The 26,407-nt window shown below is 73.5% G+C and carries 24 protein-coding genes; 12 read left to right on the top strand and 12 right to left on the bottom strand.

The window, feature by feature from the left end:
• Window positions 1-6 precede the first annotated feature (6 nt).
• From Q8W71_RS03900 to Q8W71_RS03910, 3 genes are all read left to right on the top strand, one after another.
• The gene (locus Q8W71_RS03900) at window positions 7-1,680 is read left to right on the top strand and encodes a formate--tetrahydrofolate ligase (protein WP_305524012.1); all 1,674 of its coding nucleotides are present in this window, start codon (window positions 7-9) and stop codon (window positions 1,678-1,680) included.
• A 278-nt stretch (window positions 1,681-1,958) separates the two neighbouring features.
• Window positions 1,959-2,477: a MarR family winged helix-turn-helix transcriptional regulator gene (locus tag Q8W71_RS03905; RefSeq protein ID WP_370875335.1), complete on the top strand. Its 519-nt coding sequence runs from the start codon at window positions 1,959-1,961 to the stop codon at window positions 2,475-2,477.
• Window positions 2,477-3,181, top strand: a complete 705-nt coding sequence (locus Q8W71_RS03910) for a response regulator (RefSeq protein ID WP_305524013.1) — start codon at window positions 2,477-2,479, stop codon at window positions 3,179-3,181. Before Q8W71_RS03905 ends, Q8W71_RS03910 begins: the two co-directional genes overlap by 1 nt.
• Window positions 3,182-3,242: 61 nt before the next feature.
• Here the strand turns inward: Q8W71_RS03910 and Q8W71_RS03915 are convergent, their stop codons facing one another.
• The gene (locus Q8W71_RS03915; protein WP_305524014.1) at window positions 3,243-3,659 is read right to left on the bottom strand and encodes a hypothetical protein; all 417 of its coding nucleotides are present in this window, start codon (window positions 3,657-3,659) and stop codon (window positions 3,243-3,245) included.
• A 535-nt stretch (window positions 3,660-4,194) separates the two neighbouring features.
• Between Q8W71_RS03915 and Q8W71_RS03920 the strand changes: the two genes are divergently transcribed.
• Window positions 4,195-5,319: a hypothetical protein gene (locus Q8W71_RS03920; protein ID WP_305524015.1), complete on the top strand. Its 1,125-nt coding sequence runs from the start codon at window positions 4,195-4,197 to the stop codon at window positions 5,317-5,319.
• A gap of 75 nt (window positions 5,320-5,394) precedes the next feature.
• On the opposite strand, the gene Q8W71_RS03925 is transcribed toward Q8W71_RS03920, so the two are convergent.
• On the bottom strand, window positions 5,395-5,703 hold the full coding sequence (locus tag Q8W71_RS03925) for a hypothetical protein (protein WP_305524016.1): 309 nt from the start codon (window positions 5,701-5,703) through the stop codon (window positions 5,395-5,397).
• A gap of 284 nt (window positions 5,704-5,987) precedes the next feature.
• On the opposite strand from Q8W71_RS03925, the gene Q8W71_RS03930 reads away from it, so the two are divergent.
• From Q8W71_RS03930 to Q8W71_RS03950, 5 genes are all read left to right on the top strand, one after another.
• Window positions 5,988-7,898: a sensor histidine kinase gene (locus Q8W71_RS03930; RefSeq protein ID WP_305524018.1), complete on the top strand. Its 1,911-nt coding sequence runs from the start codon at window positions 5,988-5,990 to the stop codon at window positions 7,896-7,898.
• A 39-nt stretch (window positions 7,899-7,937) separates the two neighbouring features.
• A complete protein-coding gene (locus tag Q8W71_RS03935; protein WP_305524019.1) occupies window positions 7,938-8,630 on the top strand; it encodes a peptidoglycan-binding domain-containing protein in 693 nt (230 codons plus the stop codon).
• A 27-nt stretch (window positions 8,631-8,657) separates the two neighbouring features.
• Window positions 8,658-8,999 carry a DUF1491 family protein gene (locus Q8W71_RS03940; protein WP_305524020.1) on the top strand — a complete coding sequence of 114 codons (342 nt, stop codon included), beginning with the start codon at window positions 8,658-8,660 and terminating at the stop codon, window positions 8,997-8,999.
• A 48-nt stretch (window positions 9,000-9,047) separates the two neighbouring features.
• The gene (locus tag Q8W71_RS03945) at window positions 9,048-10,469 is read left to right on the top strand and encodes a M20 family metallopeptidase (RefSeq protein WP_305524084.1); all 1,422 of its coding nucleotides are present in this window, start codon (window positions 9,048-9,050) and stop codon (window positions 10,467-10,469) included.
• A gap of 377 nt (window positions 10,470-10,846) precedes the next feature.
• On the top strand, window positions 10,847-11,872 hold the full coding sequence (locus Q8W71_RS03950) for a DUF6414 family protein (RefSeq protein ID WP_305524021.1): 1,026 nt from the start codon (window positions 10,847-10,849) through the stop codon (window positions 11,870-11,872).
• On the opposite strand, the gene Q8W71_RS03955 is transcribed toward Q8W71_RS03950, so the two are convergent.
• Genes Q8W71_RS03955 through Q8W71_RS03970 form a run of 4 tightly spaced genes read right to left on the bottom strand, consistent with a single transcriptional unit; the run spans window position 11,869 to window position 16,878 of the window.
• The gene (locus tag Q8W71_RS03955) at window positions 11,869-13,017 is read right to left on the bottom strand and encodes a glycosyltransferase family 4 protein (RefSeq protein ID WP_305524022.1); all 1,149 of its coding nucleotides are present in this window, start codon (window positions 13,015-13,017) and stop codon (window positions 11,869-11,871) included. The two genes, Q8W71_RS03950 and Q8W71_RS03955, sit on opposite strands and share 4 nt — an antisense overlap.
• 53 nt (window positions 13,018-13,070) lie before the next feature.
• Window positions 13,071-14,453, bottom strand: a complete 1,383-nt coding sequence (locus tag Q8W71_RS03960; protein ID WP_305524023.1) for a right-handed parallel beta-helix repeat-containing protein — start codon at window positions 14,451-14,453, stop codon at window positions 13,071-13,073.
• Between the two features lie 11 nt (window positions 14,454-14,464).
• A complete protein-coding gene (locus Q8W71_RS03965) occupies window positions 14,465-15,406 on the bottom strand; it encodes a glycosyltransferase family 2 protein (RefSeq protein ID WP_305524024.1) in 942 nt (313 codons plus the stop codon).
• Window positions 15,403-16,878, bottom strand: a complete 1,476-nt coding sequence (locus Q8W71_RS03970; RefSeq protein WP_305524025.1) for a lipopolysaccharide biosynthesis protein — start codon at window positions 16,876-16,878, stop codon at window positions 15,403-15,405. Before Q8W71_RS03970 ends, Q8W71_RS03965 begins: the two co-directional genes overlap by 4 nt.
• Before the next feature lie 127 nt (window positions 16,879-17,005).
• Between Q8W71_RS03970 and Q8W71_RS03975 the strand changes: the two genes are divergently transcribed.
• Together Q8W71_RS03975 and Q8W71_RS03980 are read left to right on the top strand one after the other, a co-directional pair.
• Window positions 17,006-17,611, top strand: coding sequence for a serine acetyltransferase (locus tag Q8W71_RS03975; RefSeq protein ID WP_305524026.1), 606 nt, complete (start codon window positions 17,006-17,008; stop codon window positions 17,609-17,611).
• Complete coding sequence (locus Q8W71_RS03980) at window positions 17,608-18,240, top strand: serine acetyltransferase (RefSeq protein ID WP_305524027.1); 633 nt, start codon at window positions 17,608-17,610, stop codon at window positions 18,238-18,240. Before Q8W71_RS03975 ends, Q8W71_RS03980 begins: the two co-directional genes overlap by 4 nt.
• A 127-nt stretch (window positions 18,241-18,367) precedes the next feature.
• Here Q8W71_RS03980 and Q8W71_RS03985 read toward each other — a convergent pair whose 3' ends face one another.
• Entirely contained in the window at window positions 18,368-19,486 is a 1,119-nt protein-coding gene (locus Q8W71_RS03985; RefSeq protein WP_305524028.1) for a DUF1972 domain-containing protein, read from the bottom strand.
• A gap of 114 nt (window positions 19,487-19,600) precedes the next feature.
• Here Q8W71_RS03985 and Q8W71_RS03990 point away from each other — a divergent pair, with 114 nt between their 5' ends.
• Window positions 19,601-20,338: a class I SAM-dependent methyltransferase gene (locus Q8W71_RS03990; protein WP_305524029.1), complete on the top strand. Its 738-nt coding sequence runs from the start codon at window positions 19,601-19,603 to the stop codon at window positions 20,336-20,338.
• A 16-nt stretch (window positions 20,339-20,354) separates the two neighbouring features.
• Here the strand turns inward: Q8W71_RS03990 and Q8W71_RS03995 are convergent, their stop codons facing one another.
• The 5 genes from Q8W71_RS03995 to Q8W71_RS04015 are packed head-to-tail and all read right to left on the bottom strand — an operon-like array spanning window position 20,355 to window position 26,329.
• A complete protein-coding gene (locus tag Q8W71_RS03995) occupies window positions 20,355-21,311 on the bottom strand; it encodes a glycosyltransferase family 2 protein (RefSeq protein ID WP_305524030.1) in 957 nt (318 codons plus the stop codon).
• Entirely contained in the window at window positions 21,308-22,936 is a 1,629-nt protein-coding gene (locus Q8W71_RS04000) for an O-antigen ligase family protein (RefSeq protein ID WP_305524031.1), read from the bottom strand. The genes Q8W71_RS03995 and Q8W71_RS04000 overlap by 4 nt, the downstream gene beginning before the upstream one ends.
• Window positions 22,933-23,583, bottom strand: coding sequence for a P-loop NTPase family protein (locus Q8W71_RS04005; RefSeq protein ID WP_305524032.1), 651 nt, complete (start codon window positions 23,581-23,583; stop codon window positions 22,933-22,935). The genes Q8W71_RS04000 and Q8W71_RS04005 overlap by 4 nt, the downstream gene beginning before the upstream one ends.
• Entirely contained in the window at window positions 23,580-25,151 is a 1,572-nt protein-coding gene (locus Q8W71_RS04010) for a GumC family protein (RefSeq protein ID WP_305524033.1), read from the bottom strand. Before Q8W71_RS04010 ends, Q8W71_RS04005 begins: the two co-directional genes overlap by 4 nt.
• On the bottom strand, window positions 25,148-26,329 hold the full coding sequence (locus Q8W71_RS04015) for a polysaccharide biosynthesis/export family protein (protein WP_305524034.1): 1,182 nt from the start codon (window positions 26,327-26,329) through the stop codon (window positions 25,148-25,150). The genes Q8W71_RS04010 and Q8W71_RS04015 overlap by 4 nt, the downstream gene beginning before the upstream one ends.
• Between the last annotated feature and the right edge of the window lie 78 nt (window positions 26,330-26,407).

Consider the following 26,407-nt stretch of genomic DNA (forward strand, 5'->3'; position numbering starts at 1 on the left):
GAAACCATGCCGTCCGACATCGAGATCGCCCGCGCCGCGACCCTGAGGCCGATCGCGCAGGTCGCCGAGAGGCTCGGCATCCCCGACGAGGCGCTGCACAATTACGGCAAGCACATCGCCAAGCTCGACCACGGCTACATCGCCGGGCTCGACGCGCGGCCGGAGGGCAAGCTCGTCCTCGTCACCGCGATCTCGCCGACGCCGGCGGGCGAGGGCAAGACCACCACCACGGTCGGTCTCGGCGACGCCCTGAACCGCATCGGGCAGAAGACCATGATCTGCCTGCGCGAGCCCTCGCTCGGCCCCTGCTTCGGCATGAAGGGCGGTGCCGCGGGCGGCGGCAAGGCGCAGGTCGTGCCGATGGAGCAGATCAACCTGCACTTCACCGGCGACTTCCACGCCATCACCGCGGCGCACAGCCTCGCGGCGGCCCTAATCGACAACCACGTCTACTGGGCGAACGCGCTGAACATCGACGTGCGCCGCATCTTCTGGCGCCGCGTCGTCGACATGAACGACCGGGCCCTGCGCCACATCAACCAGTCGCTCGGCGGCGTCGCCAACGGCTTCCCGCGCGAGGACGGGTTCGACATCACCGTCGCCTCCGAGGTGATGGCGGTGTTCTGCCTCTCCAAGAACCTGGAGGATCTGGAGGAGCGCCTCGGCCGGATCGTGATCGCCGAGACCCGCGACCGCAAGCTCGTCACCCTCAAGGACGTGAAGGCCACGGGGGCGATGACCGTGCTCCTCAAGGACGCGCTCCAGCCGAACCTCGTGCAGACGCTGGAGGGCAACCCGGCCCTGATCCACGGCGGCCCGTTCGCCAACATCGCCCACGGCTGCAACTCGGTGATCGCCACCCGCGCCGGCCTGCGGCTCGCCGACTTCACGGTGACGGAAGCGGGCTTCGGCGCCGATCTCGGGGCGGAGAAGTTCCTCGACATCAAGTGCCGTCAGGCCGGGCTCGCGCCCGCCGCGGTCGTGGTCGTGGCCACCGTCCGCGCGCTCAAGATGCATGGCGGCGTCGACAAGAAGGGGCTCGGTGCCGAGAACGTCGCGGCGCTGGAGAAGGGGTTCGCCAACCTCGCCCGGCACGTGGGCAACCTGCGCCGGTTCGGGCTGCCGGTGGTGGTCGCCGTCAACCACTTCCACGCCGACACCGACGCCGAGCACGCCCGGCTCAAGGAGCTGTGCCGCCAGCACCTCGACGTCGAGGCGATCACCTGCCGCCACTGGGCGGAGGGCGGGGCCGGCGCCGAGGAACTGGCCCGCGCCGTGGTCAAGCTCGCCGAGGCCGGCCCGGCGGCGATCCGCTACGCCTACGAGACCGAGGCGCCGCTCGCCGACAAGATCCGGGCGATCGCCACCGGCCTCTACGGCGCGGCCGACATCCAGATCGAGGCGAAGGCGCAAGGAAAGCTCGTCGAGTTCGAGAAGGAGGGCTACGGGAACCTTCCGATCTGCATGGCCAAGACGCAGTACTCGTTCTCCACCGACCCGGGCCTGATGGGCGCCCCCGAGGGCCACGTGGTCGGCGTGCGCGACGTGCGCCTGTCGGCCGGCGCCGGCTTCATCGTGGCGATCTGCGGGGAGATCATGACCATGCCGGGCCTGCCCCGGGTGCCGGCCGCCGACTCGATCCGCCTCGACGCCAACGGGCAGATCGACGGGCTGTTCTGACGGATGAGCCCGCGCCTCCCCCGTTCCGGCGCCGGCCCGTCTTCCGACGGTAGACGAGATCCCGGTCGTGCAACCCGGACGCGCGGCCCGCGCCGGGGCCGGGGTTGACGGGCCCCGGCCGGGCTGAGACATCTCGGCCGCGCCGGCCACAGTTGCGTGCCGGTCCGACCGGGGACGGTCCCGACGTGACAAGTTCAGCCCCGCGCGACGGTCTCGCCCGCCCGGTGCCTCCGGCCAAGTCCAGCGCCTTCGAGTCCAGCGCCTTCGAGACCGGATCTCTGAAGCCCGGTTCCGTCGAGCCGGTCCGCGTCCGGCCCGCGCCGCCGGATCCGGCGGGCGACCCCCGCAGCGACGACCTGATCGAGCTCCTGTTCTTCGCCTACCGCGACTTCGTCGGCGATCCCGACCGGATCCTGGCCGCCTACGGGTTCGGCCGGGCCCACCACCGGGTGCTGCACTTCGTCGACCGCTACCCCGGTCTGACCATCGCCGAGCTGCTCGACATCCTGCGCATCACCAAGCAGAGCCTCAACCGGGTGCTGAAAGACCTGATCGATCAGGGCTACGTCGCCCAGCGCCCGGGGGTCAGCGACCGGCGCCAGCGCCTCCTGACCTGCACCGCCTCGGGCGCCGCGCTCGCCGCCGACCTCACCCGCGTCCAGGCCCGGCGGCTCGCCCGGGCGCTCGCGACGCCCTCGGTCGCCGGCACCCCGAAGGACTTCCTGATGGCGATGATCGAGCCGGAGGACCGCGCGGCGGTGCGCCGGCTGATGGCGCGCCGGGGGGGCGGGGCCTGATGGCGCCCCCCGCCGAGCTGCCCGACGAGGCGCCCCACGTCCTCGTCGTCGACGACGACCGCCGCCTGCGCGAACTGCTCGCCCGCTACCTCGCCGACCAGGGGTTTCGCGTCACCGCCGCGGCGAGCGCCGCGGAGGCCCGGGCCAAGTCCCAGAGCCTCGTCTTCGACGCCCTGGTGCTCGACGTGATGATGCCGGGCGAGAACGGCTTCGACTACGCCCGCAGCGTGCGCGAGACCTCGCGGGTGCCGATCCTGATGCTCACCGCCCGCTCGAACCCGAACGACCGGGTGCTGGGCCTGGAGATCGGCGCCGACGACTACCTGCCCAAGCCGTTCGAGCCGCGGGAGCTGACCCTGCGGCTGACCAACATCATCAACCGCGGCGGCGGCCGGCGCCGCGAGGCCGGCCCCGAGGCCGTGACCTTCGGGCCGTTCACGTTCCGCATCGACCGCGGCGAGCTGCGCCGCGACGACGAGGTGATCCGCATCACCGAGCGCGAGCGCGAGATCCTGACGGTCCTGGCGAGCGCGGGCGGCGCCAACGTCGAGCGCGAGCAGCTCGCCGGCCCCGGCGGCGCGGCGGCCGAGCGCACCGTCGACGTCCAGATCAACCGCCTGCGCCGCAAGACCGAGGTCGATCCCGCCAACCCGCTCTTCCTCCAGACGGTGCGCGGCGTCGGCTACCGCCTCGCCGTCGATTGATCCCCCGGTCTCCTTCGGCCCGTGACCGAGAGCATGGAGGACCCTCGCCCTCTTGTCGGCGCTACATTCCGGAGATCATTCGCCATCGTTGGCCGTGGGGTGGATCGGAAAATACATTCTGCGTATCGTATTCTGATAAAGATATGACAATCTGATATCCTAATTCATTGATATCTGGATCTATATATACATGTCCTGGCTTATTATATTTAACAAGATTGACAATCTTTTCCATATATTCGTGTGACTGATATGACGAAAGACTGATCTCGACAATGCCATTGCGGAACGCAAGCGAGCTGTTCTGATCTTGGTCTAGAATTTTCACAGCGACGTTGTGCAGCAAAGTCTCCGCGTGCTCGCCGAAGTCGGTCGCCTCCCGCGATCCGATCTTATGGGCCAGCCACAGCAGATCCTTGTGTTTTCCGGCAAACAGAAGTGTCGGATCGGCGAATTCCGCGAAGCCAATATGGAGCATGTTCGACCTCGGATCATGGCTTGACCGGTGGCAGGCCCCCGGCCGGTATGTTCACCCAGGGCGAGTTCGGGCCGTCATGGGCATTGTGGTCCCAATGCGGATTGTGCCACCGGTCACCGGGGTGCCATCGCCACTCACCGCCTTTCGGATCCCAGAGGCTTTGGCCGCCCTTCGCGCGCTCCGACGGCCTGCTCGCCGGCCCCGGACGGCAAGCCCCGGCGGCGGGTGGGCTGGTGCCTGAGGGCGGCAATCCACGCAGCGACGTCTCTCCTGTGAGCCGCTATCGGGGGCGCTCATCATCGGGAAACCCATTTTTCGCGAGCGAGCTTATGGTGCGCGCGCGGAGAACGGAAGTGTTCGGCTCGGCGGTCGTGACGTGCTCCAGGGGCTCCCGAAGTCCCGACAGGACGCGATCCGCATCGGCGCGTCCCGGCTTGGCGCAGGACGGCACGGCCGCAACCCGGGCGGCTTAAAGGTCGATTCACGCAGTCCCGGTTAGGTTCGGCTAACGGTACTCCCGCGTAAACCGATCCGCATGCCCCCTTCCGTCGACGCTCCGCCGGACTTGTCCGGGCTCATCGAACTGTCGCGCATCGAGCATCTCGATCTCAAGCCCGTGATCCTGCGGGTGCAGACCGACCTGTTCCTGCGGGCCGCGAGCCGCGACCGGGCCGAGAGCGAGATCTTCGAGTCGCTGGCCTGCGGCCTGATCCCCACCGTGGACGACGACACCGCCCGCATCGTCGCCGAGAAGCTGGCGCCGTTCCCCGAGACGCCCCCCGCCGTGCTGGAGGCGCTGGCCGCCCGCGGCGGGCAGGCGCGCGCGGCGGTGGTCGCCGGGGCGCCCAACCTCGGCCCGGCCCTGATCGAGGCGGCGCTCGCTGCCGGGGACGGTCTCGCCGCCCGGCTCGCCGCGCGCCCCGGCCTCCACCGCGAGGCCGTGGAGGAGCTGGCCCGGGACGGACTGCCGGAGGTCGACCGGGCGCTCGCCGGCAACCTCGGCATCACCCTGCGCGGGACGGCGCTCGCCCAGCTCGTCGGCCGCGGGCGCGGGGCGGTCGACCTCGCCCGCGCGCTGCTGGTCCGGCCCGATCTCTCGGCCGCCGACCTCGCGCCCCTCTACCTCCACGCCGATCCGATCCGCCGCGAGGCGATCGGCCGGACGGTGGAGGCCACCGCCGCCCTGCGGCCCTGCCCGCCGCCGCCCCGGGGCCTCGGCGAGGCCCTGACCGCCCTGTCGTCCGCCCACGACGTGCCCGGCTTCGTCGCGGCGCTCGCCGACGGGCTCGGGCTGCCCCACGAGTTCCTCGCGGCGATGCCCGACCCCGGCGCCCGCTACGACCTGCTGACGCTCGGCCTGCGCGCCGCCGGCCTGCACGAGGAGGAGGCGGTCTACATCTTCCTCACCCTCAACCAGGGCGTGGCGCGCTCCGCCGAGCGGGTCGCCGGCCTCGTGCGGCTGTTCCGCACCGTGAGCCGGCCCGCCGCCCGGGATCTCGTCGCCGCGATCCTGGACCGGCCCCTCGCCGAGCGGGCGGTCGACGGACACCAGCCCTACCACGGCCCCGAGGCCCGGCTGCGGCAGGGTGCCGAGCGGGCGCTGCCGCAGCGCCCCGCCCAGCCCGTCCGCCCCCGCCGCACCGGCGGTGACGCCGTCTGACCCGTTCCGGCCTCCGCGCCCCGGACGCACCCGCGATCACGCCGCCTCGACCGGGTCGCGGGTCGGCGTCCCGCCTCAGCGCGCCTCCACGCCGCGCCACGCCGGCTGGCGATCGGCCGCGTCCAGGGTGTCGGCGGAGGCGGGCTCGGCCTCGCCGGCCCGGCGGCTCAGCTCGGCCATCAGCCCGCGGGCGAGGACATCGCGCACCACCCGTTCGCGGGTCTCCGGCGGGACCGCCTTCGCCACCGCCGGGATCGCGGCGGCCGGCCCGGGCAGCGCTTCGGCGAGCCGCTTCGCCTCGGCCGCCGGATCGGCGCCGCCCCGCAGCAGCGCGAGGTAGGAGAGGGCGCCGATCACCAGCGCGGCGCGCAGCAGGAACGTCATCGGCGGCTCTCGGTCTGACGGATCACGGTCGGGAGAATCCGGCGGAGTCCGTGAAGCGCGCGTCAACCGCGCCGGGCTTTCGGTCGCGATGGTGAACGCCCGCCCGGGCGATGCGCCGGACGGCGCGGCGGCCCCGGCGGTTACCTTGCGGAAAGCATCCCGGCCGGTCGGCGAAGTCCCGCAACACTCGTTTAAGCGCGCTCTGCGACCGTCCGGAAGTCGTTCGAAGTCGAGCCGAGGGCGCGACGGAGCCTGACAAGCATCCTTCGCGGCGCGTGTGAGTCTTGCGTATTAAGAATATCTTGACCGCTCTGCTCGACGACCGCCTCGCCGGACTCGTTCACGAATCCGTGGCCGACGACGCGGCGGTCCGGTTCCGCCACGAGCGCTTCCTGGTGTCACGGCTCGCCACCGGCGCGGTAATGATGGCGGTCCTGCCGCCCTACCTGCTGTGGCGCGGCGTACCCTCGACGATCGAGGCGCTGGCGATCGCGAGCCTCCTGCTGCCGATCCTCGCGGCGGTGCTGCTGGCGCGCACCGGCTCGCTGTGGGTCGCGCACGCGGTCTCGTCGGCCGGGCTCACCGGCCTCGTCGTCTGCCTCGCCGGGCTCACCGGCGGCGCCTCCTCGCCCGCGGCGGTCTGGCTGGTGGCGATCCCCCTGGAGGCGCTGGTCTCGGGCTCGTGGCGGGCCACCGCCGCCGCCTCGGCGCTGGCCGTGCTCGGCGTACTCGCGGTGATCCTGGGCGGGACCTGGGGCGGGGCCGGGCCGGTCATCGACCTCTCGCACTCGGTCGCGCTGCCCGTCTTCGCGCTCACCGCCATCGGCCACGTCGCCGCCCAGGCCCTGGAGCACATGCGCAACGAGGGCGCGTGGCGCGAGCGGCTGCGCGACAACGAGGCCCGCGACCGCCTCCTGCTCTCGGCGATCGACGACCTCGTGACGTGGCACGACCGCAACGGCCGGGTGCTGGAAGCGTCCGCCTCCGCGGTCAAGCTCGTCGGCGCCGAGGCGCCGGCCCTGCGCGGCCACGGCCTGCTGGAGCGGGTCCACGTCGCCGACCGGCCGGCCTTCCTCAAGGCGGTGAGCGATGTCGCCGCCTCCGGCAAGCCCGCGACCCTGCCGCTGCGGCTCCACGTCGAGCCCGCCGCCGGCCGGGCGGATGGGGCGCGGCTGATCCACGCCGAGATGCGCGCCCACCGCATCGAGCGCGGCCCCAGCGACGCCGGGATGACCGTGGTCGCCGTGACCCGCGACATGACCGAGCACCACCGCCACGCCCAGGAGCTCGAGGCCGCCCGCGCGGAGGCCGAGCGCGCCGACGCGATCAAGGGCCGGTTCCTCGCCAACGTCACGCACGAGCTGCGCACGCCGCTCAACGCGATCATCGGCTTCTCCGAGGTGCTGGCCGGGGAGGGGGCGATCGCCCTCGGGCCGGAGCGGGCCCGGGAATACGCCGTCATCATCGGCCAGTCGGGCCACCACCTGCTCGGCGTCGTGAACACCCTGCTCGACATGAGCCGGATCCAGAGCGGTAACTTCGACTACGAGCCGGAATCCCTCGACGCCGCCGCGCTGGTGCGCACCTGCTGCGACCTGATGACCCTGAAGGCTCAGGCCGCCGGGATCGCCCTGTCCGCGGACGTCCGCGGCCCTGTCGAGATCACCGCCGACCCGCGCGCCTGCCGGCAGGTGCTGATCAACCTGATCTCGAACGCCGTGAAGTTCACCCCCGCGGGCGGCCGGGTCGAGGTCTCCCTGCGCCGCGGCCTCGACGACCTGGAGATCACCGTCGCCGATACCGGGTCGGGCGTCGCCGAGGCCGACCTGCCGCGGCTCGGCACCCCGTTCTTCCAGGCCGGGCTCGGCGGCTACAAGCGGGCCCACGAGGGCACCGGGCTCGGGCTCTCGGTGGTGCAGGGCCTCGTCGGGCTGCACGGCGGCGCGATCCGGATCGAGAGCGCGCCGGGGGCCGGCACCGCGGTGTCCGTGACCCTGCCCCTCGACGGCCGGGCCGGCGCCGCTGCCGATCCCGCGCCCCGCCCCGCCCCGATCCGCACGGCCGTGCGCCACGCGGTGCCGCCGCGCTCCACGGTGGTGCGCCTGCCGCTCGGCCTGTTCGACCCCGAGCCCACCGGGACCGCGCTGGCCGCCTCCGAGCTGGCGGACGCGTCGAGCCTGCGCCGGGCCGGCTGACCCCGCGCATCGAGAACCGGATCCGGAGAAGGAGTGACGATGCCAGGCTACCGCGAGATCACCGTCGCGGGCGAGGGCCGCCCCCGCCGCGCCCGGGCGCAGCGCGGCGCGGCGCCGCGCGACTGGCGCGCGGCGCTCCGCGGCGCCCTGTCCGGCGCGGTGGGCCTGTGCCGCGAGAGCCCCGGGACCGCCGTCGGCGGCGTGGTCGCCGTCGCCGCGGCCGGGCTCGTCTGCGTCAACGCCCTCGGCTACCAGACCGGGCGCCACCCCGCGCCGATCCTGCCCAAGGTCCCGGCCAAGGAGATCGCCGCCCGGGAGCCCGGCAAGGAGGCCGCCGCGCGGGCGGCTCCGTCCGAGCCGGTCCGGGTGATCCCGCAGGCGGAAGCCGCGCCGAAGCCGGCGGCGCGCGACGCGATCGGCGACCTGATCCGCTCCGAGGAGACCACCGCCTCGGTCACCCCCAGGCAGCCGGCCAAACCGCCGGTCCGGGAGGCGGCCAAGCCCGATTCCAAGTCGGCCGCGAAGCCCGACGCCGCTGGGTCGGAGGCTTCGGTGCTGCGGGCGCAGCGGGCGCTGGCCAAGCTCGGCTACGCGGTGAAGGCGGACGGGGCGCTGGGGCCCGGAACCCGAGCGGCGCTCGAACGCTTCGAGCGCGACCGAAAGCTCCCGGTCACCGGCGAGGCCTCGGGCCGGACGCTGCGCGCGTTGATGGTCCGGGCCAGCCAGGGATAAGTAGGGTCTCTCCGGAAGCCCGAACAGATGCAGCGTCTGCGGTCCGATTTCTGGGTCTCGGCCCACCTGAGGCGGCTCGGCGTCGAGGGGATCCCCGCGGTGCTGCGGCGCCGGGGCGCGGCGGAGGCCGGCGCGGTGTTCGTCAAGGTCGACCGGCTCGACGGCACCGCCGACCTCTACGGGCCGGCGCCGCAGGCCCTGATCGAGGCCGAGGATGCGGGCGAGCGCCGGTTCTCGGTCCTGATCGCGGGCGGCACGCCGCTCGATGCCGAGGAGCGGCTGGCCAAGGAGATCCGCTTCGATTCCGACCTCTGGATCGTCGAGATCGACGACCGGCAGGGCCGGCACTACCTGGATCTGGCGGCGTAGCCGGCCGGCGCGCCCACCGGAGATCACGCCATGTCGCGAGATCACGCCATGTCGCGGGACGAGGCCATCGCGCGCGCCGAGGCCGCCTTCGATTCGGGTGCGTTCCTCGCCCTGCTGCGCGCGGCGGTTGCGATGCCGACCGAGAGCCAGGCGCCGGGGCAGGAGGCGGCCCTGCGCGGCTATCTCGACGGCTTCGTCGCACCGCTCCTGGCCCGCCTCGGCTTCGAGTCCCCGGCGATCCACGAGAACCCGGACGGCGTGCACGGCCCGTTCCTGATCGCCGCCCGCCGCGAGGCCGCCGACCTGCCGACCGTGCTGGTCTACGGCCACGGCGACACCGTGCGCGGCTATCCCGAGCAGTGGCGGGCGGGGCTCGGGCCGTGGGAGATCACCGTCGAGGGCGACCGCTGGTACGGGCGCGGCACCGCCGACAACAAGGGCCAGCACGTCCTCAACCTCGCCGCCCTGGAGCAGGTGATCGCCGCCCGCGGCGGCCGGCTCGGCTTCAACGTCAAACTCCTGATCGAGATGGGCGAGGAGGCCGGCTCCCCGGGCCTGCGGGCGCTGTGCCGGGCGCAGGCCGCGGCGCTCGCCGCGGACGTGCTGATCGCCTCGGACGGTCCCCGCCTCAGCGCCGAGCGCCCGACCCTGTTCCTGGGCTCGCGCGGAGCCTACAACTTCGAGCTGGACGTGGACCTGCGCGAGGGCGCCCACCATTCCGGCAACTGGGGCGGCCTGCTGCGCAACCCCGGCACGGTGCTGGCGAGCGCCATCGCCTCCCTCGTCGACGCCCGCGGCGCGATCCGGGCCGAGGCCCTGCGCCCGCCGCCGATCCCCGAGGGCGTGCGCGCGGCCCTGCGCGACATCCGCGTCGGCGCGGACCCGGACGGGCCGGGGATCGACGCGGAGTGGGGCGAGCCGGGGCTCAGCCCGGCCGAGCGGGTGTTCGCCTGGAACGCCCTGGAGGTGCTGGCCTTCACCACCGGCGACCCGGACGGGCCCCTCAACGCCGTGCCGCCCCGCGCCCGAGCGACGCTCCAGCTCCGGTTCGTGGTCGGCACCGACTGGCAGAACCTCGTCGCCAACGTCCGCGCCCATCTCGACGCGCACGGTTTCCCGATGGTGGCGGTGCGCCCGGCCCGCGGCGCGGAGGTCTTCCAGGCGACGCGGCTGCCGGTGGAGGATCCCTGGGTGGACTGGGCGATGGCCTCGATCGCGGCGAGCAGCGGCAAGGTGCCGGCGCTGCTGCCGAACCTCGGCGGCTCGCTGCCGAACGACGCCTTCTCCGAGATCCTCGGCCTGCCGACCCTCTGGGTGCCGCACTCCTATCCCGCCTGCCGCCAGCACGGGCCGGACGAGCACCTGCTCGCCTCCAGCACCCGCGAGGCGATGGCGATCATGGCCGGCCTGTTCTGGGACCTCGGCGCGGACGGCCCGGAGATCCTGCGGCGGCGTCGGGCGGCCGCGTGAGTGCCCCGTCGGCCGCCGATCGACGCGCACATCCGCCGTCCGTCGGCAGACTGTCCTGCCCAACGACCGCCGTCACGCTCGCCCGCCCTGGATGGATTGTCGCCGTTGCATCGGCAGGTCGAGTACCCTCGGAAGGCGAGACACAGTCGGTGCGCGCGCCTGCATCAGGGTGCGGCTCTTAAGGGGGCGTGACGGCGGGAGGCGCGACAAGTCGGGAGGCGGGCACGGCGGGAGCCGTCAGCCATACGAACCACTCGACAACCTTCGGACCATCGTTACCTTCGAGACCACGGCGTATGCCAAGGAGCCCACAATGGCCGACAAGGATAAGACCGGGCCTCCGGCAGATCGCGAGCCGTGGCTTCCGATCACATCCGATGACCTCAGACGAGAATTGGACGACGTTCGGCGCGCGGAAGAGGATGCCCGTAGATATGTCGACGAGAGACGAAAGAGTATCCGAAAGGGAGCAAGACGGGCTCCCCGGACGTTCCGTCTATGATTTTCTCTATAGCGACAACAAGAGAATCGGATCTTTCCTCTCCCAGTTTGATGACAACGGCCTTCTTGAGAAGTTGACGCAGATCGAGGGAGCTTCGAAGAACGTCACTCGAGGCTACAAGTTCAGCATCGGGGGCGGTGCAACGGTCGTAGGTACGGGCGGAACCGGAACGATCGGTATCGAGCGAGGCCCTGGCGAGCAAGGAACGGAAAGCCTTCAGAGGGTCTACGACCCGCTCTGGACCAATGCTCTGACGTTGCTCGATTTCCTGATGCTGGAAGACCTCATAAACAAAGACATAAAAGCTGCGCGAATCGGTCAATTCGTCCTGCTGAGGGGAAGATTGTCGATCTTCGACATGAACGCTTTGAAGGGACTGTGGAATATACCAACCGTAAAGGACAATCTCATAGCCGGGCAAGTTCAGCAACAGGAAGCAGCCCACATCGCGTCCGGTAGGCCCGTCTCCAACGCCGAGCGTCGCCAACTTGCCGCATCGTGGAAGGCGGAAGCGACAAAACAAATGAGCTTCAACCTCGATGTTCTGAATATACTTCCACATTCGATTTTGTGTAGCATCAATGACGACGGGCATTTTGCTTGGTGCAGTTTGATGTCTGACAGCTTGGTCACCACGTCGAGTGACTTGCTCATCAAGTATGGGGTCAATGTCGCCGGTGATTGGGCCATGTTGGCCGTGCTGGACGCCTTGCCCTCGAACGAAGCCGACGCCGCCGGAGACTTGGAAGCGTTGGCGACCGACGCGATGTCGCTCGGTGGGCTGGGAGCGGGCGTCGCCGCGATGGCACCCGTCGTGAGGGCCGTTCTCGGCAGACCGGCGGGTGCGTTCGGCGTGACCCCTCTGATGATTTTCCGACAGGTCGCCAGTCAGGATTCCTAGCCCGACCCCGGGACCTGCGTGCGGACGTTGGCGCGGGACGGCGCATCCTCGCGGGCGGGCGCCGGGTCGCGGGCCGGGACGATCCGGCGCATCAGCGCGACGAAGGCGGCGGCCGGGCCGTCCCAGTCGTGGCGGGCGGCGTGGGCGCGGGCGGCGGCCGCGTCGAAGGGCAGCGTGCCGTCGATCGCCGCGCGCATCAGCGCCGCCAGCCGCTCCACCCGGTCCGGCGCCTCGGGGTCGAAGTAGTGCGCCGCCGGGCCGCCCGCCTCGGGGATCGCCGTGCGGTTCGAGGCGATCACCGGCGTGCCGCGGGCGAGGCTGTCGAGGACCGGGATGCCCCAGCCCTCGCCGCGGCTCGGGAAGACCAGGGCGGCGGCCCCGGCATAGAGGCCGGACAGACCGCGATCGTCGATCGCCGCGACGTGGATCGCGTCCGGCGTGCGGGCGAGCCGGTCGAGGGTCCCGGGCCGCTCGCCGTCGCCCTTGCCGACGACGATCAGCCGGGCGGCCCCCGCGGGCAGCCGCGCGAAGGCGTCGAGGACGAGGCCGAGGTTCTTGCGCGGCTCCAGGCGGCCGACCATCAGCAGGTAGGGCCGCCCGTCCGCGAGCGGCGGCGTCCCGGCGTCCGGCGGCGGCTCGGTGCCGCAGCGGATCTGGGCGATGCGGGCCGGGGGGACCCGGTAGATCTCGGCGATGCGGTCGCGGCTGTAGTCGGAGATGGTCAGCACCAGCCGGGCGCGCTGGGCCGAGAGCCGGGTGAGGATCCGGTTGCGCCAGCGCATCCGCCACGGGAAGAATTCGGGGTGGGTCTCGAACAGGATGTCGTGGACCACCACCACCTGCCGGTGCCCGGGCACCAGCGGCGGGGCGATGTAATTGGTGAGCAGGGTGTCCAGCCGGTCGCGCAGGACGAGCCAGGGCCAGACGGCGAGCAGCCGCACGGCCGCCGGGACCCGCGGCAGGCGGCGGTGCTCGATGTTCGGGCCGGAGATCGTCCGGGCGCAGACCTCCGGATCGCCGGAATAGACCACGTAGGTCGCCTCCGGGTGCCGGGCGGCGGCGCGGCCGACGATGTTGATCAGCCACGTGCGGCTGCCCTGCGGCTTGCCGGTGACGACGTGGGCGTCGATGCCGATGCGGGGCATGTCCCTACGCGCTCCTCATGGTCTTGGCGCTCCCCATGGTTCGGGCACTCCTCTCACGGGCCCCTGTAGGCGCCGAAGGTCGGGGCCTCGCCGGGCCCGTAGGGCCGGCCGGCGATGTCGCGGGTGGCGCCGAGCGGCACGCCGGCCCGGGCGGGGGCGGCGGTGAGGGCGAGCCCGCCGGCCATCGGCCGGGCGGGATCGAGGAAGGCCGGGGCGCCGGTCAGGTCGGGGCCGCGGCCCCCGAGCGGCAGGCTCGCGCCGTCGTCGGTCGCCTTCGCCCCCCACCGGTAGAGCGGGGCGCCGGTGCGCGTCCCGAGGAAGTTCGGGCCGATGGCGTTGCGGTTGTCGACGGTGGTGGCCTCGACGACGATCGCCGACACCCCCGGCCGGGTGGCGTAGGCGATGTTGTTGAGCACCCGGTTCTCCGAGGTGCGGTCGACCCGCTTGGTGTAGTCGGAGGCCAGCACGATCTCGCCGCGGTAGACGTGGCGGCCGCCGGAATCGCGCATGTTGCCGGTCACCGTGTTGTTGACCACGGTGTTGGCGCCCGCGTCGAACAGGTTGATCCCGGCGCCGTCGTTGTCGGCGGCGACGTTGAAGGCCACCGTGTTCCCGTCGCACCACTGGTCGATCTGGATGCCGTTGCCGTCCTGGCCGGTGGTCTCGCGCTGGTCGGTGACGATGTTGTAGCGGATGGTGTTGCGGTCGCCCGCGTCCTGGGCGGCGTCCTTCGCGTAGACGTGGATGCCGGAGGTGCCCGACATCGCCACCCCGTTGCCGGACACCCGGTTGCCCTCGACCACGTAGCCCGAGCCGTTGATCTCCATCCCGTGGATGCCGTTGCCGGTCACGGTGTTGGCGAGGATGTAGCTCGGGTCCTCGGGCGGCGCGTTGATCACGTCGATCGCCACCCCGTGGGTCTTGTTGCGCTCCAGGGTGTTGCCGGTGATCTTGTGCCCGGGCCCGGCCCCGTCGCCGATCCAGATGCCGAGGCCGGAATCCTGCACGGTCGATGCCGTGACGCTGACGTGGTGCGAGCCGCGGCGGATGATGAAGCCGGAATTGACGGCCCCCCGCACGGTGAGGCCGCTCACGGTGACGTAGGCCGCGCCCTCGAACACCACGGAGTTCGACAGGACCGGCGCGGTGCCGGACACCGCCCCGACCTTGACCGGCGCCTGGGCGGTGCCGCGGGCGGCGACGAAGACCGGGTCGGCGTGCGACCCGCCGCGGATCAGCACGCTCGACCCGGGGCCGAGGGCCGCGAACGGCACGTCGGAGAGCCGCGCCACCGTGCGGTAGCCGGGCATCGCGCCCCCGGCGGCGTCCACGAGGATGTTCTGCGGCTCGACGGCGCCCGCCGCGTCGCAGGCGGCGAGCGCCGGCAGCAGCAGCAGGGCCAGCAGGTCGGGGAGGCGGGGCAGGACGTCGCGCATGGGGATCCCTCTCAGGCGGCCAGGGCGCGGGCGATGGCGAGGCGCTTGCGGCGCTGGAACAGCCGCCGCCACACCCGGCGCCCGGCCTCCGGATTGAGCCGCGTGAGCGCCCGGGCCGCAGCCTGCCAGCCGGGCAGCAGCGCGGTCGGCATGGCGAGGTCGGCGAGGCGGTGGCGCACGGCGGTGCCGAGCGGCGGCGGCCCGACGAGGCCGAGGCGGGCGAGTTCGGCGGCGAGGTCGGGCCGTTTGCGATACCAGAGCACCAGGGCCGCGCCCTCGCGCTCGGCGATCCGCAGGTAGGCCGCCTCGTCGAGCAGGTGGTGGTGGTAGCCGAGCGCCCCGGGCTCGTAGAACAGGCGCATGCCCCGGCGGGCGAGGCGCTCGCCGAGCTCGATGTCCTCGTGCCACGTCAGCCTCGGATCGAAGCCGCCGGCCTCCAGCAGGAAGGCGCGGTCGACGCTGACGTTGCAGGTCAGGAAGGCGTCCCAGCCGACCTCCTCCCGCCCGGCCAGCGCGTCGTAGGAGGCGTCGTGGTGGAGGGCGGAGAACGGCGAGAACGGCAGGGCCGGGTCGATCGTCATGCGCCCGAGGATCGCCGTGTGCCGGCCGCCGCGCCGGGCGTGGGCGGCGAGGTGGGCCGCCACGAGGTTCGGCGCCGGGATGGTGTCGTCGTTGACGATCAGCAGGCGCTCCCCCCGCGCCGCGTCGATGGCGCGGTTGCGGGCGACGTTGGCGCCGCTGTTCACCTGGTGCAGGTGCACCACCGGCATCCGCCCGGTGGCGGCGGCCCGGGCGATCACCGCGCCGGTGTGGTCGGCGGAGCCGTCGTCGCAGACCACGATCTCGAACGGGGCGTCGGTCTCCTGCCGGTCGAAGGCGCGCAGGGTCAGGCGCAGCGTGTCGGCGCGGCCGTGGGTGGGGATGATGACGGAGAGGGCGGGGGCGTCGCTCATGACGAGGCTTCCGGGACGGGGAGGGAGAGGACGGGCAGCGGCCGGCGCAGCCGGAGCGCCGCGGCTGCGGCCGCGGCGAGGACGGCGGCGGCGGGCACCGCGACCGGCACGGCCGCGGCCGGGCCGAGGGCCCAGACGGCGGCGGCGAGGAGGCCGGGACCCAGCGCGGGGCCGAGGTCTGCCGCCGCCAGCGGCGGTCCGGCGGCGCGGTGGAAGGCGTGGGCGACCACCGCGAGCATCGCGCACTCGGCGGCCAGCGCGGCGAGCGCCGCCCCGGTCACCGGATCCCACGGGATCAGGAGGGCGCAGCCGGCGGCGTTGACGAGGCAGGCGGCCGCGCCGCCGCGCACCGCGAAGCCGGTGCGGCCGAGCGGCACCAGCCCGGCGAACAGCACGGTGGCGGCGATCAGCACGACGCTCATCGCGGCGGCCACCCGCACCACCGGGACGCTGCCGGCGAAGTCGGGCCCGAACAGCAGCCGCACCAGGGGCTCGGCCAGCGCGCAGGCGGCGACCGCGCCCGCGCCGGAGACGGCGAGGCTCAGGGTGAGGGCGGTGGACACCCGCGCGCGCAGCGGGCCGGTCCCCGCCGCCGGGCGCCCGTCGACGAGCGGACCCGCCGCCCGCCCGAAGACCGGCACCAGCGGGGCGCACAGGGTGATCGCCGCGGCGGCGCCCAGCTCGAACACCCGGAAGCCCGCGGTGAAGCGCCCGAGTTCCGCGGCGGTGGCGGCACCCGCGAGCATCAGCAGGCTGATGCGGCCGTTGAGCGTGCCCAGCGCGTTCGCGACGCCGACCCCGGCCGCGGCGCGCAGCAGCGCCCACCCCTCCCGCGCGGGGGCCGGGCCGAGGGGGACGAGCCGCCCGGCCAGGGCCAGGCCGACGGCGCCGTAGGCGATTCCCGCGGCCACCGCGATAGCGGACAGGACCGCCTCCGGGGCCCCCAGCCGCAGCGCGAGGGCGGTGCCGCCGAGCAGGACGATCGCGTTGGCCAGCGCAGGACCGCTCGACCAAGCCGGCCGCCCGGATACCTGGAACAGGGCGTCGAGGAAGCGCGCGGCGGCCAGCGGCATGAGCAGCGCGGCGAGCAGCAGCGCCGGGCGGATCTCGGCGGGCAGCAGCGGCAGGGCGGCGAGGAGGCCGAGGCCGGCGAGCCCGCCGAGGATCAGCCGGGCGGTGAGCATCCGCGCGACCTCGCCCGGCCGCTCCTCCGGCCGACAGGCCCCGAGCCGGGCGCCGAAGGTGAGGGTGGTGCCGAAATCCGCGGCGATCACCGCCACCGCCAGCACCGCCAGGGCGAGGCCGTAGCGCCCGAGCGCCGCCGGGCCGGCGCCCTGGCCGACCATCACGAACGCCGCGAACCCGGCCCCGAGATAGATCCCGCGCCCCGCCGCCTGGCCGAGCAGGTTGGCCCCGTAGCGGCCCCCGCCCCGGCGCGTCCGGCCCGGCGATCGGTTTACCAAGTCTCGCATCTTCCGGTGATGCCTGTCTGCAAAACACGACCTGCAATTGCATCGTGGCAGGATGCGTATGGCTTGCAACCGAGACTTCAATTTATGGTTGCATACCCGTCTCGATATCGAAACCGGAGGACTGCGTATGCCCGACACGGCCCGCGCGACGGCGGAACCTCGGATCGACCGGGCGCCGATGCCCGGCGCCCGCGAGCGACCCTGGGCGCGCACCCGCGCGGCCCTGCGGGACGACCGGGCGCACTGGCGGCGGCGCGGCTGGCCCCGCGCCCGGTTCGCCCGCGGCTACCACGCGGTCTGGTTGTATCGCCTGTCGCGCTACGCGCACGAGCGCGGCTGGCGGGTGACCGCGTGGCTGCTCTGGCTCGTCAACGGCTGGTGGACGGGGGCGGACATCCCGCCGTCGAGCCGGATCGCCGGCGGCCTGTTCCTGCCCTACCCCTACGGCGCGGTCATCGCCGGGGCGGTCGGCCGCGACGCCGCCTTCGGGGTCCAGGCCTCGATCGGCGGCCTGCTGAAGGAGCCGGACAGCGACGTCGGCGGCGGTCCCGGCCTGCCGGTGCTGGGCGACGGCGTCGTGCTGGAGGCCGGGGCGCTGGTGCTCGGCGCCGTGCGGGTCGGCGACGGCGCCCGCCTGGGGCCACGGGTTGTGGTGCTGAAGGACGTCGCCCGCGCGGAGACGGTGATGCCGCAGCCCTGGCGCGCCCTGCCGGGCCGGGGAGGTGCGGCGTGAGCCCCGTGACGCCCGCGCCGCGCGAGCTCGACCATCACAGCCTCGCCGACCATCACAGTCTCGCCGGCTTGCGCAGTCTGCTGGCGGCGGACTTCGCCCGCGTCCTGCGCCAGACGACGGGCGGGCGGCCGGTGGCGGGCCTGCGGCGGCTGATGCACCTGTCGCTGCCGGCGATGCAGGTCGCCGCCCTGCACCGGGTCGCGCACCTGCTGCACGGCCGCGGGCACCGCCGCGCGGCGGCGCTGGTCGCGGGCGTTTGCCGGACCCTGACCGGCGCGAGCTTCCATCCCGGGGCGCGGATCGGCCCCGGCCTGTTCGTGCCGCACCCGGCGCGCGTCGCGTTCTGCGCCGGCGCCGGGCGCGGGCTGACGGTCCTGCCGAGCGCCCTGGTCGGGCCGGAGGTCTGGCCGGCGCCGGGGCAGCCCTTCCCCGCCGACGCGCCCCGCCTCGGGGACGACGCCGTGGTCGGCGCCCACGCCGCGGTGTGGGGCGACGTCTCGGTCGGCGACGGGGCCTGGATCGGGATCGGCGTCTGCACGCGGCGCGACGTGCCGGCGGGCACGGTGACGATGCTGCCGCAGCGGCTCACGCGGACGCCGCCCGCGGCGGAGGCCGGCGATGGCGCTTAAGCAGGTTTCGCCGAAGTGGTCGCCGGTTCGGCGTCGAAAGCCTGCGATCCGTCAAGGATCTAAGCGGGTGAAGCGTTGGCGTGCCGACGCGAACCTGCTTAGGATGCGCCGGGCCGGACGGCCCGCGTCACGGGGCCGCCCGCACCCGCGCGGCCTGGGCGGCTGGGACGTGGCGGGCCAGCACCGCCTCGTAGGCGTCGAAGATGCCGGTCCAGCCGAAATCCTCGGCGTGGCGCCGCCGGGAGGCCTCGGCCATCGCGTCGAGGCGGGACGGCGCGGCGCGCACCAGCGCGAGGATGCCCCGGCGCAGCTCCGACTCGTCCCCGAAGTACACGGCCCCGTCGCCCGCCACCCAGCGGTTGAACGGGTTGTCGTGGGCGAGGATCGGGCAGCCGGCCCCCAGCGCCTCGACCAGCGACGGGTTGGTGCCGCCCACCGTGTGGCCGTGGATGTGGAACCGGGCGTGGCGGCGCAGGGCGGCGACCCGGCCCGCGTCGTAGATCGCCCCGGCCAGGACCACGTCGGGCCCGGCCGCCGCCCGCACGGCCCGGTGGTAGGGATCGTCCGGATCGACCTTGCCGAGCAGCACCAGCGGCAGGCCCGGGCGGGTCTCGCTCCAGGCGCGCACGATCTGAAGGACGAGGTTCTCCGGCACCACCCGGGCGATGACCAGCCCGTAGCCCCCGGGCTTCACCCCGTACTCGGCGAGCGGGGCGGCCGGCGCGTCGGCGATCGGGTCGGCCCCGTAGGCGATGGTGGTGATCCGCGCGGGGTCGGTGCGCCGGGCGAGGTGGCGGGCGATCTCGGGGTGGTCCGCCACGAGGTGGGTGGAGAACACGCTGCCCAGCCACTCGTTCAGCCAGAACCACGCCTTGGCCGGGCGCGACCAGCGCTCGCGCTTCCACTCGATGCCGTCCATGTTCATCACGCTGCGCTTGCCGCGCAGGCGGTAGAGCAGCGAGAAGGCGGCCGTGTTGTAGCCGAGCACCAGCGGCAGCGCCGGCCGGCCGGCCGCGCGCAGGGTGCATTTCAGGTCGAACACGATCGTCGACAGCGCCCCGTCGCCCCGGGCGGCCACCGGGATCAGCGCGATCCCGCGCCAGGTCGAGGGCGGGGTCGGGGTGCTCACCTGGCAGTAGACCTCGACCCGCCAGCCGCGGGCGACCAGCTCGATCGCGAGGCGCTCGGCCAGGGTCTCGAACCCCCCGTGCGCCGCCGGCACCCCGCGGGTGCCGAGGATCGCCACCGCCGGGCGCGGATCCCCCCCGCCCCGGCGCGCCGCCCCCGTCCGTTTCAACCCGCTCCGCGCGGCCGGCCCGGTGCCCGGTCCGACGACGAGCGTTCCAGAGGAGCCTGAGGGATGATCACCGTCGAGCAGCGCCTGTTCCGGGAAATGGGCGCCGGGGGCTACTCCCGGAACGACCACCGGATGGCCTACATCGTGCGCGTCAACGCGCTCCTGCGCCCCGACATGCGGGTGCTGGAGTTCGGGGCCGGCCGCGGCAAGTGGAGCGACGACCCGGTCCCGCTGCGCCGCCGCCTGGGCGACTTCCGCGGGCGCTGCGCCCACGTCACCGCCTGCGACGTGGACGAAGCGGTCCTCGGGAACAAGTCGGCGGACGCGGTGAAGCTCCTCGGCCACGACGGCCTGCTGCCGTTCCCCGACGCCAGCTTCGACCTGATCTCGGCCTTCTCGGTGCTGGAGCACATCGAGACCCCGGAGGTCACCGCCGCCGAGCTCGGGCGCGTCCTCGCCCCAGGGGGCTGGCTCTGCGCCTGGACGCCCAACCGCTGGGGCTATGTCGGGGTCGGGGCGCGGCTGATCCCCAAGCGCCTGCACGCCCGGGTGCTGCGCCTCGTCGAGCCGCGCCGGGTCGAGATCGACTCCTTCGTCCCACTCTACACGATGAACACGGAGGCGGCGCGGAAGCGGCTTTTCCCAACTGACCGCTTCGAACACTTCACCTACAGTTTCGATGGGCAGCCGTTCTACCATGGCGAAAACATCGTCCTGGGCAAGTTCTGGGACCTGTTGTTCCGGCTGACGCCGGGGCCGTTCAAGGGGTATCACATGGTCTTCATCCGCAAGCGGGCGTGATGTAGTGCGAGTTTACTCATCGAAGACTGCGGAGGTGGCCGGCGAAGCGGCGCATGTCGCCGGCCTTCGCAGTCAGGTCCGGGCGCCGCCGCAGGCGCCCGGCGATCCCGTAGGCGAGCGCGCGCAGGGCGAAGCCGACCCGGAGCGGCGCGGAGAAGAACGCCGGCGATGCGAGCCTGCGGCCGGAATTGCGCAGGCGGTAGACGGCGGCGAGCCCGTCGAGCCAGCGCGCCGAGCGGGTGCTGCCCGAGCCCGCTTGCGAGCCGCCCTGGAGATGGACCACGGCGATCCCCGGCAGGTAGGCGACCCGCCAGCCGGCGTCGCGCAGGCGGCAGCCCCAGTCCACGTCCTCGCCGTAGAGGAACATCGGGCTCGACAGACCGCCGATCGAGTCCACCGCCTCCCGCCGGAGCAGCAGGAACGCGCCGCACAGCCAGTCCACGTCGAGAGGCGCGCCGCCGGCCCTGAGGGCGGCCCGCGCCTGCCGGCCGGAGAGGTAGAGGCCGCGCAGGCCGAAGCGGCCCGACAGGCCGGCGGCGTGGACGAGGACCGTGAGCGGGCGCGGCTCGTAGCCCGCATCCCCCACCTGGTGGGCGCCGTCGGGGAACGTCAGCCGCGGGCCCACGGCGCCGACCTCCGGATGGGCGTCGAGATGGGCGAGCGCCGTCGCCACCGCGTCGGGGTCGCGCAGGAACGCGTCGGGATTGAGCAGCAGGATCGCCGCGCCGCGCGCCAGACCGAGCGCCAGCGCGTTGCCGCCCGCGAAGCCGTGGTTCTCGGCCTCGGCGACGAGGCGCACCCACGGGAACTCCCGCGCCACCCGCTCGGGCGTGCCGTCCCCGGAGGCGTTGTCGACGAGGATCACCTCGTAGGGGCGGTCGATCCGGCTGGCGCGCAGCAGGCGCAGGCAGGTGTCGATGTCGGCACCCGCGTTGTAGGTGACGATCAGGACGCTGAGGCCGATCCCGCTCATCGGGGGCTCGCTCTGCCGGGGAGGGGGGCGTCGTCCCAGGCGCGGGACGGGCGCGGCGGTGCGGGGCGTGGCGGCGCGGCGCTGAGCGGTGTGGGGCTCGGCGGCGCGGGCCGGGGCGCGTGGCGGCGCGCGTCCCGCGCCTGCGCGGCCCTGAGCCGTGCCGCCCGGACCTGCACCGCCCGCACCGCCGCGATCAGCCCGAGGCCGGTGTAGAGCAGCTCGGCGATGCCGAGGTTCAGGCGGAAGCCCGGGTCGACGAGGCCGTGCAGCAGGTGCGCGGTCAGGCCGATCGCGCAGGAAGCGGCGATCGCCGCGAGCGGGTCGCCCACCGGCGCCCGCAGCGCCGCGCGCAGGCCGCGCGCGATCCCGACACCGAATACGGCGGCGAAGGCGGCGTAGCCCACCACCCCGACCTCGGTGAGCACGAGGATGTGGAGGTTGTGCACGACGTGGTTCGAGCGGTCGAACAGGCCCGCGAGCCGCGACAGGCCGGTCCGGTCGAGCACCGCGAACTGGTTGCCGAAGTTGTTCAGGCCAACCCCGAGGACCGGGTGCAGCTCGAACATCGCCAGGGCGGCGGCGTTGAGGGGGCCGCGCTGGGCGGCCGAGCCGCCGTCGTCGGCGGTGAGCCGCTCCCAGATCAGCGGCCCGGCGTAGATCGCCGCGACGCCGCCCGCCACCGCCAGCAGCCCCGCCGCGACCAGGCTCGGGCGGGACATGAGCCGGTCCCGGTAGACCAGGAGCAGCACCAGGGTCGCCGAGAGCGGGAAGGTCAGCCACGCGGCGCGCGAGAGCGTCAGCACCACACCGACCAGGGCCGAGAGCGCGCCGGCCGCGCCGACGAGGCGCAGGAGCGCCGGCCCGCGCGACAGGGCGAGCGCCAGCGCCAGCGGCCAGACGAACTCGTAATAGTAGCCCAGGATGTTCGGGTGGACCTTCAGGCCGCCGGCCCGGCGCTGGGCGGAGAAGTTGATGTTCTCCTCGACGATCTGCTCCTCGCCGAGGATCGACAGGCCGAGTTCGGAGCCCGAGACGTATTGCAGGCCCGCGACCAGGGTCTGGACGAGGCACAGGGCGCAGATCGCCAGCGCCAGGACCCGGATGTCGCTCCCCGACAGGTTCGAGACGGCGACCGAGACGAGCAGCAGCCCGAGGAAGCGCCACGCGTCGAAGCCGAGCAGCGCGGTGTCGGTGGCGTTGGCGAGCGACGCCAAGCCCGCGGCGAGGAAGGCGAGTTGGGTGAGCACCAGCGGCCGGTCGATCCGCAGGACGCGGGTCCGCTCGCCGATCCCGGCCAGCTTGAAGGCGATCAGGCACAGCGCCACGAGCAGCGCCACGCTGATCGTCAGGCCCGCGCCGCCGCCGATGCTCGGCAGGTACTGGCCGACCGCCTCGAAGTGCTGGAAGAAGCTGACGTCGAGCTTGACCGTGAGGCCCACCGCCAGAGCGACGAGGAGGAAGGGCGTCAGGCGCACCCGCTGCCCGAGGATCAGCGCGCCGACCGCCCCGCAGGCGGCCGCGAGCCCGACCGCCGCGAATTTCGGCGGCGCCGCGGCGAGCGCGATCGCCGCGGCGGCGGCGGCGAGCCCGAGGCCGGCGAGCGGCAGCGCGCGGGCGGCGCTCATCCGAGCCACCGGTAGAGCCAGCGCGGGATCGGTCGGCGGGTGCGGTTGAGGACCACGCCGAGCGGCGCGCCCCCCGCCGCCTTGAGGTCGGCGAGCGCCCGCCGCGCCACGGCGCGCCGGGTGCGCTCGGCGCCGATCACCACCACGAACCCGTCGACGAACGGCGCCAGGGCCGCCGCGTCGCCGATCTCGGTGATCGGCTCGCAATCGAGAATCGCGAGGTCGAAGCGCGCATCGACCAGGGCCAGGAAATCCTCGACGCGGCCATCGTCGAGGGTCGCCCGCCGGATCGCCCCGGGGCTGCCCGCCGGCACGACGCTGAGCCGTTCGGCGACCCGGTGGACGCCCCGGCCCGGGGCCACGTCGCCCGCGACGATGTCGGCGAAGCCCGGCCGCTCGCGCAGGCCGTAGGCGGCAGCAAGGGCTGGCCGCGACCAGTTCGCCTCGATCAGGACGACCGCGCGGCCGCGGCGGGCGTAGGCGCCGGCGATCTCGCGGCTGAAGGTGGTCACCCCCTCGCCGGCCTGGACCGCGGTGACGCCGACGCGGCGCAGGCGGCTCTCGTGCCGGGCGAGCTGGACCAGCGCCGGCTCGATCACGCCGGGGTCGATCGCCGGGGTGGCGGGGGCGGCCGGAAATGCGGTCATGCGGCGGCTCGGCGGAGCGGCGCGGCCCGGCCGGGGCCGGGCTCGCGGGGGGCGGGCTGGAGGGGCACGGCGGCGAGCACGGGCACGCGCAGCGAGCGCGCGACCTCGGAGGCGCTGCGGTAGGTCTGCGCCAGGATCTCGGCGAGCGCGGCGTAGGCCAGGGCAGCCAGCAACCCGAGGCCCGCGGCGAGCCCGAGGATCAGCGGCCGGTTCGGCCCGGACGGCATCCGCGGCGGCACCGCGCGGGCGACGAGGGCGGAGGAGGTGACGGTCTGCGCGTCGAGGCCCGAGCCGGTCTTCAGCGCGTCGATGCGCTTGCGCGTCTCGGCGATCTCGTCGGTGAGCAGGCCCTTCTGCTGCACCAGCCTTCCGTAGGCCAAAGCCGCGTCGCTCTGGCCGATCGCGGCCGTGCGGCGGCTCGCCTCGACCGCCGAGATCGCGCGGATCTTCTCGGCGAGCACCGCGAGGCGGGCGGTGTCGGCGGCGATCAGCGCCCCGTACTTCTGGCGCGCGAGCGCCGCGAGGTCGTGCTCCAGCCGCGCGAGTTCGGGGGCGGCCGGGCGGAAGCGGGTGGCGAGCTCCGCGCGCTTGGTGCGCAGCTCGGCCCAGCGCTGGTCGAAGGCCGAGACCGTCGGGTCGGCGTCCGCGGGCGTCGGCTGCCAGCGGTCGGGCCCGAGTTCGCGGGTGCGCCGGAGCCGGGTCTCGATGCCCTCCCGCTCGATCTGCGCCGCCGACTTCTGCCGGGCGAGGTCGGAGAGCGTGCTCAGGTCGTTGCGCTGCTCGATCTCGAAGCTCGCGGTGTTGCTGCCCTTCAGGTAGGTCGCGAGCTGCGCGTCGATCGTCGCGAGGTCGGCGCGGGCCCGGTCCAGCTTCTCCTGGTAGAACGAGGCGGGCGTCTCGTCGGCGTAGACCTCGACGTGGCGGCGCTTGTAGGCGTCGAGCAGGCGGTTGAGGGCCTGGGCCGCGAAGGTCGGGTCGGTCCACGTGAAGCCCGTGAGGATCACGTCCGTCTCCTTGACGAACACGACCTTGAAGGCGGCGCGGTAGGCCTCATAGAGCTTCTCGTCGGGGCTGAGGTGGCGCAGCAGGCCCACCGCCTCGAAGGGCACCCGCACCGTGTCCACCACCCAGGTCTTGACCGCCTTGGCCGCCCGCAGGGCCTGCCGGCCCTGGTAGACCAGCCAGTCGTACCAGTCGGCGGGCGGGGGGCCGAGGTCGCCGGTCGGGGTGATCGCCTTGAGCGCCGCGAACTCGTCGCGCACGATGCTCGGGTCGCGCAGGATCTCGATCTCGTTGTTCACGTTCTGCGCGCGCTCGGAGAACATGTAGTTCTGGTTGGCCCCGCCCACGGCCTGCGCGCCGGACTTCTCGCGCCCGAGACGGACGATCAGCTTGGCGTCGGCGGTGTACTCGGCCGGCGTCACCAGCAGGTAGCCGGCCGCGCCGAGCAGGGCGGCGAGGACGATCAGCAGCATCGCCCGGAGGTGCCGGAACAGGGCCGCGAGCAGATCGCGCAGGTCGAAGGCGGGGGCCGCTTCCGCCTCCTCGGGGGCGTCGGCGGCGGTCACGTGCCGGACCTCACGGTGGCGCTGGTCGGGGTGCTGGCCGAGGGCCCGGTGATGTAGTTCACACCGAAGCCGGTGCCGTTGAACAGCAGGATCTGGCGGACCACGAGGTCGACGGCGCGCGCGGTCTTGGCCAGGAACGAGGGCGGCACGTAGACCGTGGCGTTCGGCGGCACGATGATCGCGTCGGCGAGCCCCGGCCGGCCGATATCGACGGTCTGCACCGTGCCCGCGGCCCCGGTGTCGAAGCGGATGATGCGCACCGCCTCGCCCGCCGCGGTCGGCAGCGTGCCGCCGGCCGAGCCGAGAACCTGCGCCAGGGTGCGCGGCCCGGTGAGGGTGACGGGGCCCGGGGCGCGGACCTCGCCAAACACCATCGTGTTGGCGGGCACGAGGCTCGCGAGCCGGACGCTCGTCGAGACCGCCGCGAGATTGTGCCGGTAGGCGGCGTTCAGCGAGGCCGCGATCTCGCCGACGGTGCGGCCGGCCGCCTGCACCGCGGGGACCATCGGCAGGTTGATCTTGCCGTCCGGCTCGATGGCGAGCGTCCGGATCCGGCCGCCGTCGGCCCGCTGGGTCAGGTCGCGGAAGTCGTCGGTCGCGGTGTGGAACCGGCGCAGCATCACCGTGACGACGGGGTCGATCAGCACGTCGTCGTAGGTGGCCCGGATCAGCGCGGCGGCCGCCTCCGGGGTCAGGCCGGCGACCCGGATGCCGTTCTTGCCGGGCAGGGAGATGCGGCCGTCGGGCCGCACGATCACCGTGCGGTTGTATTCGGGGTGGGTGCGGAAATCGACCTCGAACTCGTCGCTTGGATTCAATCTGTAGTTGGGTTGAACCGTGCTGGAATTGATCAGGAACGAGACTTCGAGGGTGTCGCCGACATTGGCCCGGTAATGGGCGAGGCCGAGGCGCATGGTGCGGCCGACCTCCTCCTCGGCGGCGGCGGCGAGGCCCGGAGGCAGCTCCGCTTGGATCGACCCGGTCCGGGTCACGTCCGGGACGCCCGCGCGCGCATCCTGGCGGGGGCGCGCCGTCACGCAGCCCGCGAGCAGCGGCGCGCAGGCCGCCAGCATCAGGAGGGCGGCGCGGCGCCGGGCGGGCCCGGCTCGATCCGGTCCGGCGCCTGCGGGCGCGCGCAGGGAGGCCGCACCGGGGATGACAGACAGGGAACGCGTCATCGACCTCAGCCGCATCAAGCTCGAAGCACCGGCGCGACTACAACCCTTGGTCGAACCGTTCGGGTTGGTACAATCGTC

It is taken from the genome of Methylobacterium amylolyticum, assembly GCF_030700245.1.
Classification (GTDB): domain Bacteria; phylum Pseudomonadota; class Alphaproteobacteria; order Rhizobiales; family Beijerinckiaceae; genus Methylobacterium.